The organism is Paraburkholderia sp. SARCC-3016 (genome assembly GCF_031119615.1).
Taxonomy (GTDB): Bacteria; Pseudomonadota; Gammaproteobacteria; order Burkholderiales; family Burkholderiaceae; genus Paraburkholderia.
The window spans coordinates 132,395-150,249 of record NZ_JAVHZD010000015.1; the positions used below are offsets into that span (position 1 = coordinate 132,395).

General features: G+C 64.1%; 12 protein-coding genes. 6 read left to right on the forward strand and 6 right to left on the reverse strand.

Going from position 1 to position 17,855, the window contains the following annotated elements:
• Positions 1-40 precede the first annotated feature (40 nt).
• Genes QYH69_RS16885 through QYH69_RS16895 form a run of 3 tightly spaced genes read right to left on the reverse strand, consistent with a single transcriptional unit; the run spans position 41 to position 4,695 of the window.
• Positions 41-1,225 (reverse strand): acetate/propionate family kinase, encoded by a 1,185-nt coding sequence (locus QYH69_RS16885; RefSeq protein WP_308832993.1) that lies wholly within the window; start codon positions 1,223-1,225, stop codon positions 41-43.
• Positions 1,226-1,229: 4 nt separating this feature from the next.
• Positions 1,230-2,198 carry a phosphate acetyltransferase gene (locus QYH69_RS16890; protein WP_308833043.1) on the reverse strand — a complete coding sequence of 323 codons (969 nt, stop codon included), beginning with the start codon at positions 2,196-2,198 and terminating at the stop codon, positions 1,230-1,232.
• 22 nt (positions 2,199-2,220) lie between these two features.
• Positions 2,221-4,695, reverse strand: a complete 2,475-nt coding sequence (locus QYH69_RS16895) for a DUF3141 domain-containing protein (protein ID WP_308832994.1) — start codon at positions 4,693-4,695, stop codon at positions 2,221-2,223.
• Between the two features lie 625 nt (positions 4,696-5,320).
• Here QYH69_RS16895 and aspT point away from each other — a divergent pair.
• The 4 genes from aspT (at position 5,321) to QYH69_RS16915 (ending at position 11,483) form a co-directional block, all read left to right on the forward strand.
• Positions 5,321-7,012, forward strand: a complete 1,692-nt coding sequence (aspT, locus tag QYH69_RS16900) for an aspartate-alanine antiporter (protein WP_308832995.1) — start codon at positions 5,321-5,323, stop codon at positions 7,010-7,012.
• A 134-nt stretch (positions 7,013-7,146) separates the two neighbouring features.
• Positions 7,147-8,526, forward strand: coding sequence for a glutamate decarboxylase (locus QYH69_RS16905; protein ID WP_308832996.1), 1,380 nt, complete (start codon positions 7,147-7,149; stop codon positions 8,524-8,526).
• Between the two features lie 175 nt (positions 8,527-8,701).
• Complete coding sequence (gene ppk2, locus QYH69_RS16910) at positions 8,702-9,625, forward strand: polyphosphate kinase 2 (protein ID WP_308832997.1); 924 nt, start codon at positions 8,702-8,704, stop codon at positions 9,623-9,625.
• 28 nt (positions 9,626-9,653) lie between these two features.
• On the forward strand, positions 9,654-11,483 hold the full coding sequence (locus QYH69_RS16915) for a SulP family inorganic anion transporter (RefSeq protein WP_308832998.1): 1,830 nt from the start codon (positions 9,654-9,656) through the stop codon (positions 11,481-11,483).
• 27 nt (positions 11,484-11,510) lie between these two features.
• Here the strand turns inward: QYH69_RS16915 and QYH69_RS16920 are convergent, their stop codons facing one another.
• From QYH69_RS16920 to QYH69_RS16930, 3 genes are all read right to left on the reverse strand, one after another.
• On the reverse strand, positions 11,511-12,425 hold the full coding sequence (locus QYH69_RS16920; RefSeq protein ID WP_308832999.1) for an NUDIX domain-containing protein: 915 nt from the start codon (positions 12,423-12,425) through the stop codon (positions 11,511-11,513).
• 188 nt (positions 12,426-12,613) lie between these two features.
• Complete coding sequence (locus QYH69_RS16925) at positions 12,614-14,818, reverse strand: putative bifunctional diguanylate cyclase/phosphodiesterase (protein WP_374992433.1); 2,205 nt, start codon at positions 14,816-14,818, stop codon at positions 12,614-12,616.
• A 159-nt stretch (positions 14,819-14,977) separates the two neighbouring features.
• A complete protein-coding gene (locus tag QYH69_RS16930; RefSeq protein ID WP_308833000.1) occupies positions 14,978-15,649 on the reverse strand; it encodes a MarC family protein in 672 nt (223 codons plus the stop codon).
• Positions 15,650-15,992: 343 nt separating this feature from the next.
• On the opposite strand from QYH69_RS16930, the gene QYH69_RS16935 reads away from it, so the two are divergent.
• Both QYH69_RS16935 and QYH69_RS16940 read left to right on the forward strand, forming a co-directional pair.
• Positions 15,993-16,205: a DUF3311 domain-containing protein gene (locus tag QYH69_RS16935; protein WP_075160642.1), complete on the forward strand. Its 213-nt coding sequence runs from the start codon at positions 15,993-15,995 to the stop codon at positions 16,203-16,205.
• On the forward strand, positions 16,202-17,680 hold the full coding sequence (locus QYH69_RS16940; protein WP_308833001.1) for a sodium:solute symporter: 1,479 nt from the start codon (positions 16,202-16,204) through the stop codon (positions 17,678-17,680). Before QYH69_RS16935 ends, QYH69_RS16940 begins: the two co-directional genes overlap by 4 nt.
• The last annotated feature ends 175 nt before the right edge of the window (positions 17,681-17,855 follow it).

The following is a 17,855-nucleotide window of genomic DNA, read 5'->3' on the forward strand; positions in this document are numbered from 1 at the left end:
TCGGCGCGCGTCACTGCGTGTTGCTGCGTGTTGCTACGTGTTACTGCGCATCGACGACTTCACGCGTGTGGCGCGCGATCATCAGTTCTTCGTCGGTTGGAATCGTCCACACTTCGACCTTGCTCGACGGCGTGCTGATGCGCGGTCCGCCGGACCCGTTCGCGGCGTCGTCGATTTCGATGCCGAGCCATGCCGCGTGCTGCGCTGCGCGCCGCCGGATTTCCGCGGAGTGCTCGCCGATGCCGGCCGTAAACACGAGCGCGTCCAGCCCCTGCAATGCGGCCGCGAGCGAACCGGTTTCGCGGCCGATCCGGTACGCGTACAGCTCGACCGCAAAGCGCGCGCGCGGCGCATCGCTCTCGAGCAGCTTGCGCATATCGCCGGAAATACCGGACACGCCGAGCAGACCCGACTGCTTGTAAATCAGGTCTTCGATCGCATGCGTATCCATCTTGAGTTCATCGAGCAGATACAGCAGCACGCCCGGGTCGAGGCTGCCGCAGCGCGTACCCATCGGCAAACCGTCGACGGCGGTAAAGCCCATCGTGCTCGCCACGCTGCGTCCTTTTTCGAGCGCGCACATGCTCGCGCCGTTGCCGAGGTGCGCGACGATCGTGCGTCCGCTCGCCGCGCGCTGCGAAAACCGGGGCAGCGCCTGCGCGATGTACTCGTACGAGAGCCCGTGGAAACCGTAGCGCCGCACGCCGCGCGAAGTAATCGATTCCGGCAGTGCAAACGCCTGCGCAAGCTCGGTCTGCGAGCGATGAAACGCGGTATCGAAGCACGCGACCTGCGGCAGATGCGGACGCGTCGCCGCGATAATCCGGATCGGCTTCAGGTTGTGCGGCTGATGCAGCGGCGCGAGCGGCGTGAGCCGCTCGAGTTCGTCGACCACGTCCGGTGTGGCAAGCACCGACTTCGCAAATTTTTCGCCGCCGTGCACGACGCGATGGCCGACCGCCACGAGGCGATTGTCGCCGCGATGGCTCGTCAGAAATTCGGAGATGTACTGGATGCCGTCTTCGTGCGAGAGACTCGCGCCGTCGCCCCAACGCTTTTCACCGACCTGTTCGTTGTCCCGGTCATGCGCGATGAAATGCGGCGAACTGAAAAGGCCTTCTATCTGGCCGTGCAACCCGAGGCCCAGTTCGCTGCCATCAATGTAATAAGCGCGAAACTTGATGCTCGACGAGCCAGCGTTCAGCACGAGAATCACATCGGTCATTGCATTACCCCTCCACTTTCGTCGTTCGGGTACGCGCCTGAGCGACGAGCGCCGCCACCGCACACGACGCGAGCCGCGTCATCACCGAATCGGCGCGGCTCGTCAGAATGATCGGCACGCGCGCGCCGAGCACGACGCCCGCGGCATCGGCGCCCGCCAGAAACGACAGGCTCTTCGCCAACATATTGCCCGCTTCGAGATCGGGCACCATCAACACGTTCGCGCGGCCCGCCACAGGCGAATCGATCTTTTTGATGCGCGCGGCTTCGGGGTCGATTGCGTTATCGAGCGCGAGCGGCCCGTCGACGAGCGCGCCCGTGATCTGATGACGGTCGACCATCTTGCACAGGGCCGCGGCCTCGATGGTCGACGGCACTTTCGGGTTGACCGTTTCCATCGCCGACAGAATCGCGACGCGCACTTCTTCCATTTTCAGCGCGTGCCCGAGATCGATCGCGTTCTGCAGAATATCGACCTTTTCATCGAGCGTCGGTGCGATATTGACCGCCGCATCGGTGATGATCAGCGCATTCGCGTGACCGGGCACGTCCATCACGAAGCAATGACTGACGCGCCGCGCCGTGCGCAGGCCCGATTCGCGGTTCACCACGGCGCTCATCAGTTCGTCGGTATGCAGGCTGCCTTTCATCAGCGCCTGCGCGCGGCCTTCGCGCACCAGTTGCACGGCCGCCTCGGCCGACGCGTGACTAAACGGCGCATCGACAATGGGATACGGCGAGATGTCGATTTCATACTGCTTCGCGATCGCGGCGATGCGCTCGCCTGGGCCGACCAGGATAGGCGCGATCAGTCCCATTCGCGCCGCCTCGACTGCGCCTTGCAGCGAACTCTGGTCGCACGGATGCACGACGGCTGTCGGCGTGGGCGGCATCGAGCGGCAAATTTCGATCAGACGCCGGTATTTCTCATGCTGATGTTCCATGAACCTGTCCTTGAAATCGGCCCGCGCGATGCCGGCCGTCCGAGAGTGGGCGTCAATGAACCGACGACGTGGGCGATGGCGTTGCGCGCGGCGTGCGACTCGGCTTGAGCGGCAGCAGCGCACGGATCCGCTCGACCATCTGCAGCTGTGCTGCGGTCGGCGCCATCCCCTGGATGCGTTCGTCTCCGGCGAGTTTATCGAGCAGCGTCAAAAACCGCTTGCGGTCGCCCGAATCGGCGAGCAGCGCAGGCAGCGACGCAAGCGCGCGTTCCGGCTCGTAGCGGACCACGATCTCCTGCTCGCCGCGCATGCGCCGCCATACGTCGTATTCGAGTTCGGGCAGATACTCCGCGTATTCGGCGACGAGTTCGTTGCGCATCGTGAGCAGGGAGAGCGGCAGCGGTTCGCCGTGGCGCGCCAGCAGACACGCGACGCGCGCAATGGCCGCCGTGTAGCCGCCGTCGCCGATCGAGGCCAGCGCTTCCCTGACGAACGGCAGATCGCGAGGATCCGCGACGGGCGTCGCGACCGGTCCGTCGAGATCGAACTTATCGGATGAACGCGCGGCAAAAAGGTTGCCGTAGATGCTGAAAAACAGCCCTTCGGTCGCCGCGTCGCGCAGCGCGCGGTAATAGTCGAGCGACGCGCTGATCAGTTCGGCACCGCGCCGTTCCGCCTGGCGCAGCGGGTTCGGCCCATCCGCATCGCTCTTCAAGCGGTTGGCCTTGACTGCCTGCGCCGCCGGGGCAAGCCATGCGAGCCATGGATTCAGATCGGAAAACATCCATCGTTGCGCGCGCAACGGATGGAACTGACGCAGCAGGCCTGCCGTCGCCTCATTCGACACCGCCTGCACGAACGGTTGCGCGAACAGCTCGTACGCTCGCTGGTTGAACTCGGACACCTTCTCGACAGCCTTGAACGGCAACTCGTCGATACGTTTGAAGCGGTTGAGCTTCGCCGCAATGTCTTCGAGCCGGTGCTCGTGCAGGCTGACCTCGTATGCGAGCTTGCCGTCCGCGTCCTTCTGCTCGGAGATCTCCATGCCGTAAAGCCCGGGTGGACACGCTTCGATCGCTTCGAGTACGGAAACGATCTGCGTATGTTCCTTCTTCGCGACCTTGCCCGACACGAAAATACCGAGATGCCCGATGTTCTGATGCATGAGCCCGATGATCACCTGGCCTCGCGCCTTGATTTCGTCGGTGCTGCCGTAGATATCCGCCACCCAGTTGAACGCCTGCTGCGGCGGCGTGATGTTGTCGCCAAGCGATGCGAATAGCACGATCGGCGACCTGATGTCGCGCAGATCGAACGCGGCGCCGCCCGTACCGCGCACCTCCCCGGTCCACAGCTTGTTGCCGACGAACAGGTTACGCGTGATCCACTCGATCTCTTCGCGGTTCATCAGGTAGTAGCCGCCCCACCAACGCTCGAAATCGAGGAAGCGGGGCGGCTCGGTATCGGCGTTGTCGAACACGTGGTAATACTTGTCCCAGAGGCTGTTCGCGGGATTCAGGTTCTCGAAATTCTGCACGAGATGCGCGCCGTCGAATTTGCCGTTGCCAAGATCCGCGGTTAGCGACGCAAGCCACGTGCCGCCGAGCATACCGCCCGCGTAGCGCATCGGATTGTCGCCCTCGCCTTCGCTCCACGCGCCGCTCCAGTAAGACATCGGCGCGCCGTTGATCACGATCGGGCCCGTATCGTCGGGGTTGGAGGTGGCGAGCATCATCGCGGCCCAGCCGCCCTGGCAATTACCCACAATGGCCGGCTTCGGGCTGTGCGGATGCAGTTCACGCACCTTCTTGACGAAGCGCTGCTCGGCCGCGCAGACATCAAGCATCGTCTGGCCCGGTTCGGGATCGCGGAAAAACACCACGAAATACACGGGGCTGCCCGCACGCAACGCGACGCCGACCTGCGAATCGTCCTTGAATCCGCCGATACCGGGACCGTGCCCCGCGCGCGGATCGATGATCACATAGGGGCGCTTGTCCGTATCGATCGTCACGCCTTCGGGTGGACGGATGCGCAACAGTGCATAGTTGACCGGGCGTTCGAACGTGCGGCCGTCGAGCACCGTTTCATAGTCGAAGTGCAGCACCGGCTTCAAACCTTGCGCGGTCTGGTCGACGAACTGGTTGCCGCGCTGGCGCAAGGTGTCCCAGAACAGCACGGCGCGCTGCGTCGCGTCGATCGCGTAGCGCCAGGCGGAGAACGGGTCGAATGCCGCATTGAAAGCACTCGTGAAAGGCGCGGTCAATGCAGCGACGCCCGGCGCGGCGGCAGCAAACGGTGCGGCGAATCCGGGAGCCGCGAATGGAGCAGCGAATGAAGCCGCAAGCGGCGCGGGCAATGGCGTACTCGACGTGTCTGCTGCGGCTGCGTTGCCCGCCTGCGTACCAAGTGCGTCATGCATGCGCTCGTTGAACTGCTGCTGCGCGATCTGCGCGCGCTTCTGAAATACCCGGGCGACCCTTGCGCCAATCTGCTGACTGTGCGCGAACTGCGTACCTGCGTTCATCACGTGTACCTCGTGGTCGAAGGACGGCGTAGCCGTGGGCGACAGGCACCGGGCTCGTGACCCGGTGCATCGTGCTCGAAACACAATGATCCGCGCATATCAACGTATAAGACGCGGGTGTCGTTGCGATGTCAACCGGGAAACGATCGGGAAACGGCCTGAACCCGGCCGCGGAAGCGATCGCGTAACAATCGGCAACGCTTTCGACGCCCGCGCGCAGCCGGTGCAAGGCGCCTGCCGGGTGTCCGATCATTCTCGGTACCGCTCGTCGCGCGGGTCAATTGGACCAAGGTCTCATGCCTGCGCGCACGATGTAAGCGGTACAGGAAGCAGACACCGAAATATCGACGGACGCTTTGACGTACATCAGTCGAACTAAACGTCGCACTTTTACGATGGATTAATCGATTTCCATTGCCTATACTGCCCTTCGATTATCGAATCCGTCAGGAAACCGGGGGACTCCCCGCTCGCCCAGGCTTTATCGACACCTGTCCGATACGTCGTGCGCCGACACCGGCCCTTTGCATGACGTCGTTGCACCCCATCGCGCACGCCGCCCGTCGCCCGCAGCATTGCCATTTCAGGTACACGTCTGTCCAACGCCCGATCACAAGGAGCGAGCATGACCTGGCTAGCGCAAACACTTCGGCAATATCCGGAGATCGCCGTATTTCTTTCGCTCGGCATCGGTTACTGGGTCGGCGGCAAAAGCTATAAGGGCTTCAGCCTCGGCGCGGTGACCGCGACGCTGCTGGCCGCAATCGCGATCGGCCAGCTCGGCATCACGATTTCCGCGAACGTGAAATCGGTGTTCTTCCTGCTGTTTCTGTTCGCGGTCGGTTACGGCGTCGGCCCGCAGTTCGTGCGCGGCATCGCGAAAGACGGCATTCCGCAAGCAATCTTCTCGGTCGTGCAATGCGTGCTGTGTCTCGCGGCGCCTGTGATCGCCGCGAAAATCGCCGGCTATGGCGTCGGCTCGGCCGCAGGGCTGTTCGCGGGCTCGCAGACCATTTCCGCGTCGATGGGGCTCGCGACCGATGCAATCAACCGCCTCGGCTTACCTGCAGACGAAACGAAAGCACTGCTCGATGCGATGCCGACCGCATATGCGGTGACGTATATCTTCGGCACGATCGGCTCGGCGCTGATACTCGCGACGCTCGGACCGAAGCTGCTCGGCATCGATCTGGTCTCTGCGTGCAAGGAATACGAGGCGAGCCTCGGCGGCGCGAAGGACCTGGGCGGCGCGGGTCAGGCGTGGCACCGCTACGAACTGCGCGCATATCGCATTGCGCAGGACGGGCGCGCGATCGGCCTCACGGTGAGCCAGGCCGAAGCGCTGGCACCCGACGGCGCGCGCCTTTACATCGAGCGTGTCCGCCATGACGGCAAGATCGAGGAAGCGCGGATCGACACGCTGCTGCAACCGGGCGACGTCGTCGCGATCGTGGGTCCGCGCGAGCAGCTCGTCTCGGTGCTCGGTCCATTGCACACGGAAGTCGACGACCCGGAACTGCTGGCCGTGCCCGCCGAAGGCGTCGACGTCTACGTGACGAACAAGGCCGTCGAAAACAAGACCCTCGACGAACTCGGCAAGCTGCCGAACGCGCGCGGCGTCTATATTCGCCGCATCAGGCGCGGCGCAACCGAAACGCCGATTCCGGTGCTGCCGAATACGAAACTGCACCGCGGCGATACGGTGATGCTGGTCGGCCGCACGCAGGACACGACCGCGGCCGCGAAGGTGCTCGGCACGATCGACCGCCCGTCCCCCGCGGCCGATGTCGCCTTTATCGGCTTTGCGATCACGCTCGGCGCGCTGATCGGCGCGATCGTCGTCAAGGCCGGCGCCGTGCCGCTGACGCTCTCGACGGCCGGCGGCGCGCTGATTGCCGGCATCGTGTTCGGCTGGCTGCGCGCGATCCACCCGACCTTCGGCCGCATTTCCGAATCGACGCTGTGGTTCATGAATTCCGTAGGCCTGAATGTATTTATCGCGGTGGTCGGCATCACCGCGGGCCCGGGCTTCGTTGCGGGGCTCGCGCAACTCGGCATCAGCCTCTTTCTTTGGGGCATCTTCGCGACCGCGGCGCCGCTGATTCTCGGCATGTTTATCGCGAAGTACGTGTTTCGCTTTCATCCGGCGATCCTGCTCGGCGTCTGCGCAGGCGCGCGCACCACAACGGCCGCGCTCGGCATGATCTGCGACGCCGCGAAAAGTCAGGTGCCGGGCCTCGGCTATACGGTGACGTACGCGGTCGGCAATACGCTGCTGACCATCTGGGGGATGGTCGTCGTGATGTTGCTGACCTAGCCGCGCGCCGGCCGGCGACGCTCGCCGGATGGCCCGCGTCTGGCGGGATTTGCCCGTATCCGCTTTTCGTTGCGCCGGGCAGGCCTCGCTGCCTGGCGGCCCCTGCTGGTCCTTGATATGGGAAGGAGCGATACATGCAGACCTCGACTGAAAAACGCACGCCGTACGACGAGTTCAACTGCGAAGTGCCCGGGCACGAATTTCCGAAAAGCGGCATGTCGGCGCGGGCCGCCGCGGCGATCGTGATCAGCGACGAATGGACCGATACGAATCCGATGCTCAATATGTCGTCGTTCGTCACGACCTTCGCCGAACCGGAAGCGGCCGAAACCGCGCGCCGCAACATCTTCAAGAACTACATCGACCACGATATGTATCCGCAACTGTTCGCGATGGAGACGCGGATGGTCCGGTGGCTGCATCAGCTGTGGAACGGTCCGCAAGGCGTCGACGTCTACGGCACCGCGACGGTCGGCTCTTCGGAAGCGTGCATGCTCGCGGGGCTCGCGCATAAGTGGAACTGGCGGCAAAAGCGCGAGCGCGAAGGCAAGGACGCGAGCCGGCCGAACATGGTGACGGGCGGCAACGTGCAGATCGTCTGGAAGAAGTTTCTGCGCTACTTCGACGTCGAGCCGCGCATCGTGCCGCTCAAGCCCGGCAACTACCGCCTCACCGCGGAACAACTCGACCGGTACGTCGACGAAAACACCATTGCGGTCGTGGCGATCGCCGGACAGACTTTCACCGGCGAAGACGACGACATCGAGCAGATCCACGCCTGGCTCGACGACTACGAGAAGCGCACCGGCATTTCGATTCCGATGCATATCGACGGCGCGTCCGGCGGTTTCGTGAACCCGTTCCTGTACCCCGATTACAAGTGGGATTTCCGCCTGCCGCGCGTGCAGTCGATCAACGCGTCGGGCCACAAATACGGGCTCACGCCGCCGGGGCTTGGCTGGGTGATCTTCCGTGAGCGCAAGGTGTTCAACGAGGACCTCGTGTTCTACGTGAACTATCTGGGCGGCGAAATGCCGACCGCGACGCTGAATTTCAGCCGCAACGGCTTTCAGATCGCCGTGCAGTACTACCAGTTTCTGCGCCTCGGTTTCGACGGCTATCAACGCGTCATGCAGCACACGCTGAATAACGCGATCACATTGCGCAAGCTGCTGGTCGACAGCGGCTATTTCACGATCATGAACGAGACGCAGCGCATTCCCGTCGTGGCCGTCACGCTCGACAGCAAGGTGAAGAATTTCAACGAGTTCGACGTATCGAACAAGGTGCGCGAAAAAGGATGGGTGCTGTCCGCCTACTCGATGCCGCCGAATGCGCAGAAAGTGATGAGCCTGCGCGTGGTGGTGCGGCCGCATATCAACCACAACGTCGCGTGCCTGCTCGGGCGCGATATCGTCAGCGCGTGCCAGTACCTCGAAAAGCATGGCGGCAGCGCGACGCCGCCCGAACTGCACGCGCATGCGGACGAAAAAACCTCGCCGGCCAAGTGCTGATCGCGCGCGGACGCCTCGACGCATCGACAGGTCCAGGCATGGCGGGATCCGACTGCCGCCGGGGCGCTCGCATTGGACCAAAGTCCTGTTGCGGCGGCGCCGGCGCGCGACCATACTCGATATGGAACTGTCGTTGCACAGGTCCGCATCCGTATGACTGTTCGAGGAGTCCATCATGGCTCACACGCGAAAGGCCGCCAAAGACATCGCCAGGAACAACGGTAAGCACAGCGCCAGAGAACCTCACCAGGCGATCGTCGCCGAGGCGGTCAAAAACAGCGCGAAGGCGGACCGTGTCAACGGCGCGAACGGCGCCGCCGCGTCCGGCAAGCTGTCGAACAAGGAATACGAAAAAGAACTGGCGCGTCTGCACGCGGAACTCGTCAAGCTGCAGGAATGGGTCGTGCAAACGGGCGCGAAAATCTGCATCGTGTTCGAAGGACGCGACGGCGCCGGTAAAGGCGGCACGATCAAGGCCATCACCGAACGTGTGAGCCCGCGCATCTTTCGTGTCATTGCACTGCCCGCGCCGACCGAACGGGAGAAATCGCAGATGTACGTGCAGCGCTATTTGCCGCACCTGCCCGCTGCCGGCGAAATCGTGCTGTTCGACCGCAGCTGGTACAACCGTGCAGGCGTCGAACGCGTGATGGGCTTTTGCAGCGAGGAGCAGGCAAGGCAATTCCTCAAAGGCGTGCCGCTCGTCGAGCGCGCGATCATCGGTTCCGGCGTGATCCTGCTCAAGTACTGGCTCGAAGTCAGCGAAGAGGAACAGACGCGCCGGCTCGAATCGCGCATCCACGACCCACGCAAGGTCTGGAAGCTCTCGCCGATGGATTTGCGCTCGTACACGCGCTGGTACGACTACTCGCGCGCCCGCGACGAAATGTTCGTCGAAACCGACACCGGCATTGCACCGTGGCATGTCGTCGTATCCAACGACAAGAAACGCGCGCGCCTGAACCTCATCACGCATCTGCTCGGCAGCATTCCATACAAGGCGATGCCGCGTGCGAAAATCACGCTGCCGAAACGGCAGAAGCGCGGCGACTATCGCGAGCCGGACTATCCGTTCAAGTACGTGCCGGAGAAGTTCTGAGCGAGCGCCGCACGCTGCATGTTCCGGCATGGACGCCGCGCACGCAGTGCGCGGCGGTTTTGTGCGGCGCTTGCCGCATTTCGCGTTTTCCGCCATGCCGCCTTCCGATCCGCCTTCCGACGCACCGTCGGCTTCGCCGTCTTCCAGCGCCCCATCGGGCCGGCTTCGACAGCACCAGCCACGAAGCTGGCTCGCGCTGCCCGAGTGGCTGCTCGACTATCGCTCGCACTGGATCAAGGGCGATCTGATCGCCGGCCTGACCACCGCGGCCGTCGTGATCCCGAATGCGCTCGCTTACGCGACGCTTGCGGGCTTGCCGGTCGAAGCGGGCCTCTATACCGCGTTCATCCCGATGCTCGTCTACGCGCTGACGGGCACTTCGCGCGTGCTGAGCGTCAGCACGACGACCACGCTATCGATTCTCACCACATCGGCCCTCGCCCATGTGGCACCCGGCGGCGGCCATGCGGAACTGCTCGCCGCCGCGGCAACGCTGGGCGTGCTGGTCGGCCTGATCCTGATGGCCGCGTCGCTGCTGCGGCTCGGCTTCGTGGCGAACTTCATCTCGGAGCCCGTGCTCGTCGGCTTCAAGGCCGGCATCGCGGTCGTGATCTTTATCGACCAGTTGCCGAAGCTGCTCGGTATTCACTTCGAGAAGGGCGAGTTCTTCGAGAACGTGCTGAGGATTGTCGAAGGCCTGCCGCGCACGTCGGTCACGACGGCCGTCGTCGCGGCGCTCGCGCTGGCCGCGCTGATCGCGTTGCGGCGCTTCGTGCCGCGCGTGCCGGCGCCGCTGGTCGTGGTCGCTTGCGCGACCGTCGCGTCGAGGCTGCTGGATCTGCACGCTCACGGCATCGAAACGGTCGGCGCGGTGCCCGGCGGGTTGCCGGCGCCGACACTGCCGGTCTTCGCGCTCGCGCATACGCTATGGCCGATCGCGCTCGGCATGGCACTGATGAGCTTCACCGAAACGACGGCGGCAGGCCGCGCGTTCGCGCATCACGGCGAACCCGCGCCGCGCGCGAACCGCGAACTGTTCGCCACCGGTCTCGCGAATCTGGCCGGCGCGCTGTTCGGCGCGATGCCGGGCGGCGGCGGCACGACGCAAACCGCCGTCAACCGCCGCGCCGGCGCGCGCAGTCAGGCTGCCTCCCTCGTCACCGCCGCCGTTGCGCTCGCGGCCATGCTGCTGCTGTCTCCGCTGATCGGCTTGATCCCGCAGGCCGTGCTGGCCGCCGTCGTGATCGTCTATTCGATCGGCCTGTTCGATCCGATCGAATTTCGCGCGATTGCGCGCGTGCGGCGCATGGAGTTCGTCTGGGCCGTCGTCGCGCTTGCCGGCGTCGTGATTGTCGGCACGTTGCAAGGCATACTCGTCGCGATCGTCGTGTCGCTCGCAGCGCTCGCGCACCAGCTGTCGGACCCGCCCGTCTACGTGCTCGCGCGCAAGCGCAACACGAACGTATTCCGGCCCGTGTCGCATCTGCATCCCGACGACGAAACGTGGCCGGGCCTCCTGCTGCTGATGCCGGAAGGACGTATCTACTTCGCCAATGTGCAGCACATCGGCGAGAAAATGCTGAAGCTGATCGCGGTGGCCGCGCCGCATACGGTCATCGTCGATATGAGCGGCGTATTCGACATCGAGTACACGGCGCTCAAGATGTTTGCCGACGCCGAGCAGCGGCTGCGTTCGCGCGGCGTAACGCTCTGGCTCGCGGCGCTGAATCCGGAAGTGCTGATGCTCGTGCAGCGTTCGCCGATCGGCGAGGCGCTCGGCCGCGAGCGGATGTTCCACAATCTCGAGCAGGCGGTCGAGCGTTACCGGACCACCGTGCGCGGCGAACCGCCCGGCTAGCAAGCTCCGCGACGCGGTAGTCCTGACTCATCGAATAAACACGCCGCGCTTCGACCGCCACGCGAGCACGTCCTGCACGCGCCTTGCCTGGGCGTCGACCATCGGAAAGCGCGCCAGCTCCGCGAGCTCGATCCATTGAACATCGGTCGATTCGTCGTCGTGCGAAAGGTGTTCGCTGGTCGCGGTGGCGGCGAGCAGAATCGAGAATTCGCGGCGCACTTCCCCATCCGAATACGCGATGATCGTCGCCGGATCGGTATAGGTGCCGATCATGCCTGCAATCGCGATTTCAATACCGGTTTCCTCGCGCACCTCGCGGCGCGCGCAGCCTTCGAGCGAATCGGTCAGTTCCATCGTGCCGCCGGGCATGGCCCAGTAGCCGCTATCGCGGCGCTTGACGAGCAGCAGGCGCTGCGCCGCGTCGAATACCGCCACCGCGACCGCGGGCTTCAGCGAATTCGCGCGGGGCGCGGCGGTTGCAGTGCCATCGCCGTTCTCACGTGCCTGCAGATCGATACGCGTCACGCGCAACGTTTCGCGCGCCCATGTATCGATCGCTTCCGTCATCGGCACGATCTGCTTGTCGTTGCCCGCGGGGTATTTGATAAAGAGAATGCGCGTGTCGCGCTTGATACGCTGCACGTAAGCCGTGCCCGGATAGATCACGTAGAAGTCGCCGGCGCGAAAGCGATGCACGTCGCCCGTGTCGAGATCCTGGTATTCCGTCATGCCGCGCAGCACGTAGTGGTACTCCTTCGCGCGCGCGTGACGATGTGCGGGCTCGAAGCCGCTTTTTACGTAGTCGGAGATGCCGACTTCGATATCGGTATCGTGAACGTGCGCGAGCGGCTGCGGCAGTTTGAGCGCGCCGGCCAGGTACTGACGGGTGTGGCCGCCAAGCGATGCTTCGATCGCGGCGGCTTCGAGCGATTTGAATGGCATCCGTATCCCGCTTCAGTGTAAGTCGAACGGTACAGATGTTACGACAGCCGGGGCGAGGCAGACCTTGTGCCGGCGGCCGTCGTGGCGACTTCCGCGAGCAATTGCGTGTATTCACCGGGCGCGACTGGCCGCCCAAGTCGGAGGCCAAGCGGTCTTAGGAAGACAAAACATTCTACCAACTCCTTGGCTCACAGAACGACATGGCTACGATCCGACTTGAGCGAATGCGCCATCGCGACCACCGCATGCGTGATCGCGACCGCGTCGCGATGATCGGGCAGACCCGCGACAAACGAGCGGTCGACCTTCAGGTTATGCAGCGGAAAGCGCTTCAGATACGACAGCGACGAATACCCGGTCCCGAAGTCGTCGACCGAAATACGTACGCCCATTCTCGACAGCGAGGTCAGCATCGGCATCACCGGCGCGCGCTCGCTCATCAGCAGCCCCTCGGTAATCTCGAGTTCGAGCGCGGTCGGGTCGAGCCCGGCCGCGGCGAGACACTGCGCGACCTCCTGCACGAGGCCATCGTTGAACTGCCGCGGCGACAGGTTCACGGCGATCATCAGGTCCGGCGCGAGCGTCTTGCGCCATTCGGCCGCCTGCGCGCAGGCGCGCTCGAGCAGCCATTTGCCGAGCGTCACGATGAGGCCGGTGTCTTCGGCCACCGGAATGAACTCGATCGGCGACACATCGCCAAGCTCTTCGTTATGCCAGCGCATCAGCGCTTCGGCGCCGACCGTGCGGCCGCTCGCGCCATCGACGATCGGCTGGTACACGAGCCGCAACTCGTCGGCGGCGAGCGCGCGCCGCAACGACTGCTCGATCGCGAAGCGGCGCTGCAATTGCCGGCTCAGTTCCTTCGTGAAGAATTCGAAGCCGTTGCGGCCGCGCTGCTTGGCCTGGTACATCGCCGAATCGGCATTGCGCATCAGCGTCGCCGCATCGCGGCCGTCTTCGGGACACACGCTGATGCCGATCGATGCGCCCAGGTAGTATTCGTTGTCGGCGACCGCGAACGGCATCGCGACCGTCTCGAGCACCTCGCGCGCGAGCGCGGTCAGATGCGCCACGCTTTCATAGCCGCTGACGACGATCACGAACTCGTCGCCGCCGACCCGCGCGAGCGTGTCGCCCTTATGCACGCAAGCGGCAAGCCGCCGCGCGACGCTGCACAGCAGCGCATCGCCGGCTTCGTGGCCGGCGGAATCGTTGACCTTCTTGAAGCCGTCGAGGTCGACGAACAGCACGGCGACGCGTGGCGCCGCGCCGTCGCGGCCCGGCTGTTCGAGCAGATCGCGCATGCGGTCCGACAGATACGCGCGGTTATAGAGACCCGTGAGCGGATCGCGTGTCGCCAGATATTTGAGCTGGCGCTGCGCGGCGCGCACCGGGCCGATGTCGTTGAACGAAATCAGTACCGCGCTCGGCTCCGGCGCGCCCGGTTTGATGATCGGCACGAAGTTCGCCGTGATCCAGACAGTCTCGCCGATCGCGAGTTCGACCGACATCGTGACGCCAAGCACCGGCATGCCTGTCGAAAACACCTTCAGGGTCGGCCGGTCCGGCGTTTCGATCACCGAACCGTCTTCGCGCCGCGCATGCAGCATCACGGAAAGGATGTTGGCGCCGATCACGTCCGGTGTCGTGCGCAGCATGCGCATCGCGCTCGGATTGCACGCGAGCACTTCGCCGCACTTCGACTGCACGACGATGCCTTCATTCAGGTGGTCGACCACGAGCCGGTGATGCTCCTCGCTTTGCGCGAGGCGCTGACGGATGCGGTCATGATGAATTGCAAGACCGACACTGCGTCCGATATCGCGCAGGATCGTTTCCTCGACGTCGATCGGCCGGCGCAGCGTGCGGTAATACACCGCGAATGCGCCGAGCACGCAACCCGATGCATCTTCGAACGGAATCGACCAGCACGCGTGCAGGCCGTGCGGCAACGCGAGGTGTTTGTATTCGGCCCACAGCGGATCGGTTTCGATATCTTCGGCCACCACGAGGCGGCGCTCGAACATCGCGGTGCCGCACGAACCGGCGTGCGGACCGATCTCGAAGGCGGCCAGCGCTTCGCAATACGCGGGCGGCAGCGACGGCGCGGCGCCGACGCGCGCATGTTTGCCATCGGTATCGAGCACGAGCACCGAGCATGCGGCGCCGTCGCCGAGCAAGGCCTCGGCGCGGCAGCACACTTCGGCAAGCAGTTCAGGCAGCGGCGCGCTGCGCGAGAGCAAGCGCAATACGGCGCGCTCCGTCTCGAGCACCTGCGCGGCGACGGCCGGTCGATAGCCGCCGCTGCCATGCAAAGGGCCGGCCTCACGGCCGGCTTCGCCGTGAGGTTCGCTATCGGTCATCCTGTCTGCGCTATCCTGGCGGTTCATCATTGCGGCTCCACAACACGACAACGGCACACGGGTGCGATTCGAATACCCGGGTTTACGCTAATGCCACGGTATTGCCACGCCTATTTCATGCGGATTGCACGTTTGTCTTGCGCTGTTTATGCGAACTGGATTTTCACCGCATCGACGCCATGAGCGACATCATGAAGCGGGCCGGTTTGCCGCCAGCGGCGCAAGAAATTCCGAAAAGCCAGTCAACATGATCTGGACGCCGATGCAAAGCAACAGGAACGCCGATACGCGCAACGCGACCTTCGTGCCCTCCTTGCCGAGAAAGTGCGCGATATACGCAGAACGACTGTACGTGAAATAGACGACGAGCACGACGAGTATGGAGATCACGATCGACGCGATCGACGACAGCACGAATTCGCTGAGCTTGTGCGTGCGGTTTGCATTGAGCGCAATGGCCGTGGCGATCGTGCCGGGGCCCGTGGTGAGCGGCATCGTCAACGGAAAGAAGGCTTTGGACATCGCATTGTCGGGATCGACGGGCTTGCCGGCCGCCGCTGCGGCGCGCGTCTCGGGTGCATTGAGCATATTCCACGCGCTGACCGCGACCGCGAGGCCGCCGCCGATGCGCAGCGCCTCGATCGAGATGCCGAAGAAATGCAGCACCGGCGTGCCGACGAAGAACACGACGATCAGCACGAAGAATGCGTTGATCGACACGCGCTTCGCGAGCGTCGCGCGCTCCTCGACGGTCAGCGACTCGGTGCGGTCGAGAAACACGAAGGCGATCGCAAACGGATTGATGATGCTGATCAATGCGGTAAAGCCGAACAGGATGTCGGAGACGAGGCTGCTTGTCATTGTTGTCGGTCCGATCGATGGGCGTGTGGTGCGTGGGGTGAGCCGGACTTGTAACCGCCGGACTTATAGCCGCCGGACTTATAGCCGCTTATGCTGCGCCGATGCGGGTGTGCCGTCGCACAGTGTACCGCTTACCCATGTCGCTACGGTTCAGGCATCCGGCATACGCGACTCGATCCACGCCGCATAGCTTTCAAATCACATTCATATTTTTGATCGCTTGGCGCGGACCGCGCAGGCGTCTTACAGTCGGACGCACAGCACCGCCTGCCGGACGCTCACGACCGCAGGACCCGTAGGACCGTATCGACCGCCCGTGCGACCATCGATCGAGGAGATGCCCATGTCCTTTCGTCTGCTTGCCGCGCTGCCATTCATCGGCATTCTGCTCGGCGTTCCGTTCGTCAATCGCGTCGAGCCGCTCGTGCTCGGCATGCCGCTCGTGCTCGCCTGGATCGTGATGTGGGTCATATTGAGCGCGGCAATCATGGCGATCGTCTACCGGCTCGATCCGGCCAACCGGGAACCCGCCACGCAAGCGGAGGATCGCCGATGAGCAGCGCACTGGTGATCATCGCCGCCGTGACGCTGTTCGCGCTGTATCTCGGCGTGCGTGCACGGCACGGCCACGACATGAGCCTCGAGCAGTGGACCGTCGGCGGACGCAGCTTCGGCACCGCATTCGTGTTCCTGCTGATGGCCGGCGAAATCTATACGACGTTCACGTTCCTCGGCGGCAGCGGCTTCGCCTACGGCAAAGGCGCGCCCGTCTATTACATCCTTGCTTATGCGACGCTCGCATATGTGCTGTCGTACTGGCTGCTGCCGCCCGTCTGGCGCTTCGCAAAAACCCATCGGCTCGTGTCGCAGCCGCACTTTTTCGCGCGCAAGTACGACAGCCAGGCGCTCGGCGTGCTGGTTGCCGTGGTCGACGTCGCCGCACTGATTCCGTACCTCGTGTTGCAGCTGAAAGGACTCGGCATCATCGTTTCGACCGCATCGTACGGCGGCGTGTCGCCCTCGGCGGCAATCTGGATCGGCGCCGCGGTCGTGACGATCTATGTGATCGCATCGGGCGTGCGCGGCTCCGCGTGGAACTCGGTGATGAAAGACCTGCTGATTCTCGCGGTCGTGCTGTTCCTCGGCATCTATCTGCCGATTCGCCACTACGGCGGCATCGGCGAGATGTTCCATGCGATCGACGCCGCGCGGCCGGGCTTTCTGACCTTCCCCGAAAAAGGCTCGAGCGTCATATGGTTCCAGTCGACCGTGCTGCTCACGGCGCTCGGCTTCTTCATGTGGCCGCACACGTTCGGTTCGGTATTCACCGCGAAAAGCGAACGCATCTTCCGGCGCAACGCGATGGTGCTGCCGATCTATCAGCTGATCCTGCTGTTCGTGTTCTTCGTCGGCTTCGCAGCCTCGCTGAAGGTGCCGGGCCTCAAGGGCGGCGACATCGACCTGTCGTTGCTGCGGCTGTCGATCCAGAGCTTCGATCCGTGGTTCGTCGGCGTGATCGGTGCGGCCGGCGTGCTGACCGCGCTCGTGCCCGGCTCGATGATTCTGACCACGGCGTCGACGCTGCTCGCGAACGACATCTATCGCGGCGCGCTCGCGCGGCAGGCGCCCGATGCGGCCGTTGCAAAGCTTGCGCGCGTGATGGTTCCGCTGGTGGCGCTCGTCGCGGTGCTGTTCACGTTGCACGGCGGCGAGACGATCGTCGCGCTGCTGCTGATGGGTTACAACTTCGTCACGCAGCTGTTCCCGGCGCTCGTGTGCAGCCTCGCGGCACGCAATCGCGTCACGAAGCAAGGCGCGTTTTGCGGGATCGCGGTCGGCGTGCTCGTCGTCACGGTCACGACACTGATGCACCTGAGCGTCGGCCAGTTGCTGCCGTTCCTGCCCGACACGCTGAAGGACGTCAATATCGGCTTCGTTGCGCTGGCGCTCAATGTGATCGTGCTCGCGATCGTCAGCGCGGTGACGCAGCCGCATCTGCATGCGGAGCAATCGGGCGCGCGCACGCGCTAGCGCCGCGCGGCCGTCGCGCCGCGCTTCGTTACTCCGGCTACTCGTGCTAGCGGGGCAGCGCGTTCCGCTATCCACGTCGACGCTCCTGCGCTTCCTTCTCGTCCAGCGTGCTCGCCCTTGCGAGCACGCTCTGTTTCCCTGCGCGCAAAGCAAATTCTCAAAGCCAATCAGCACG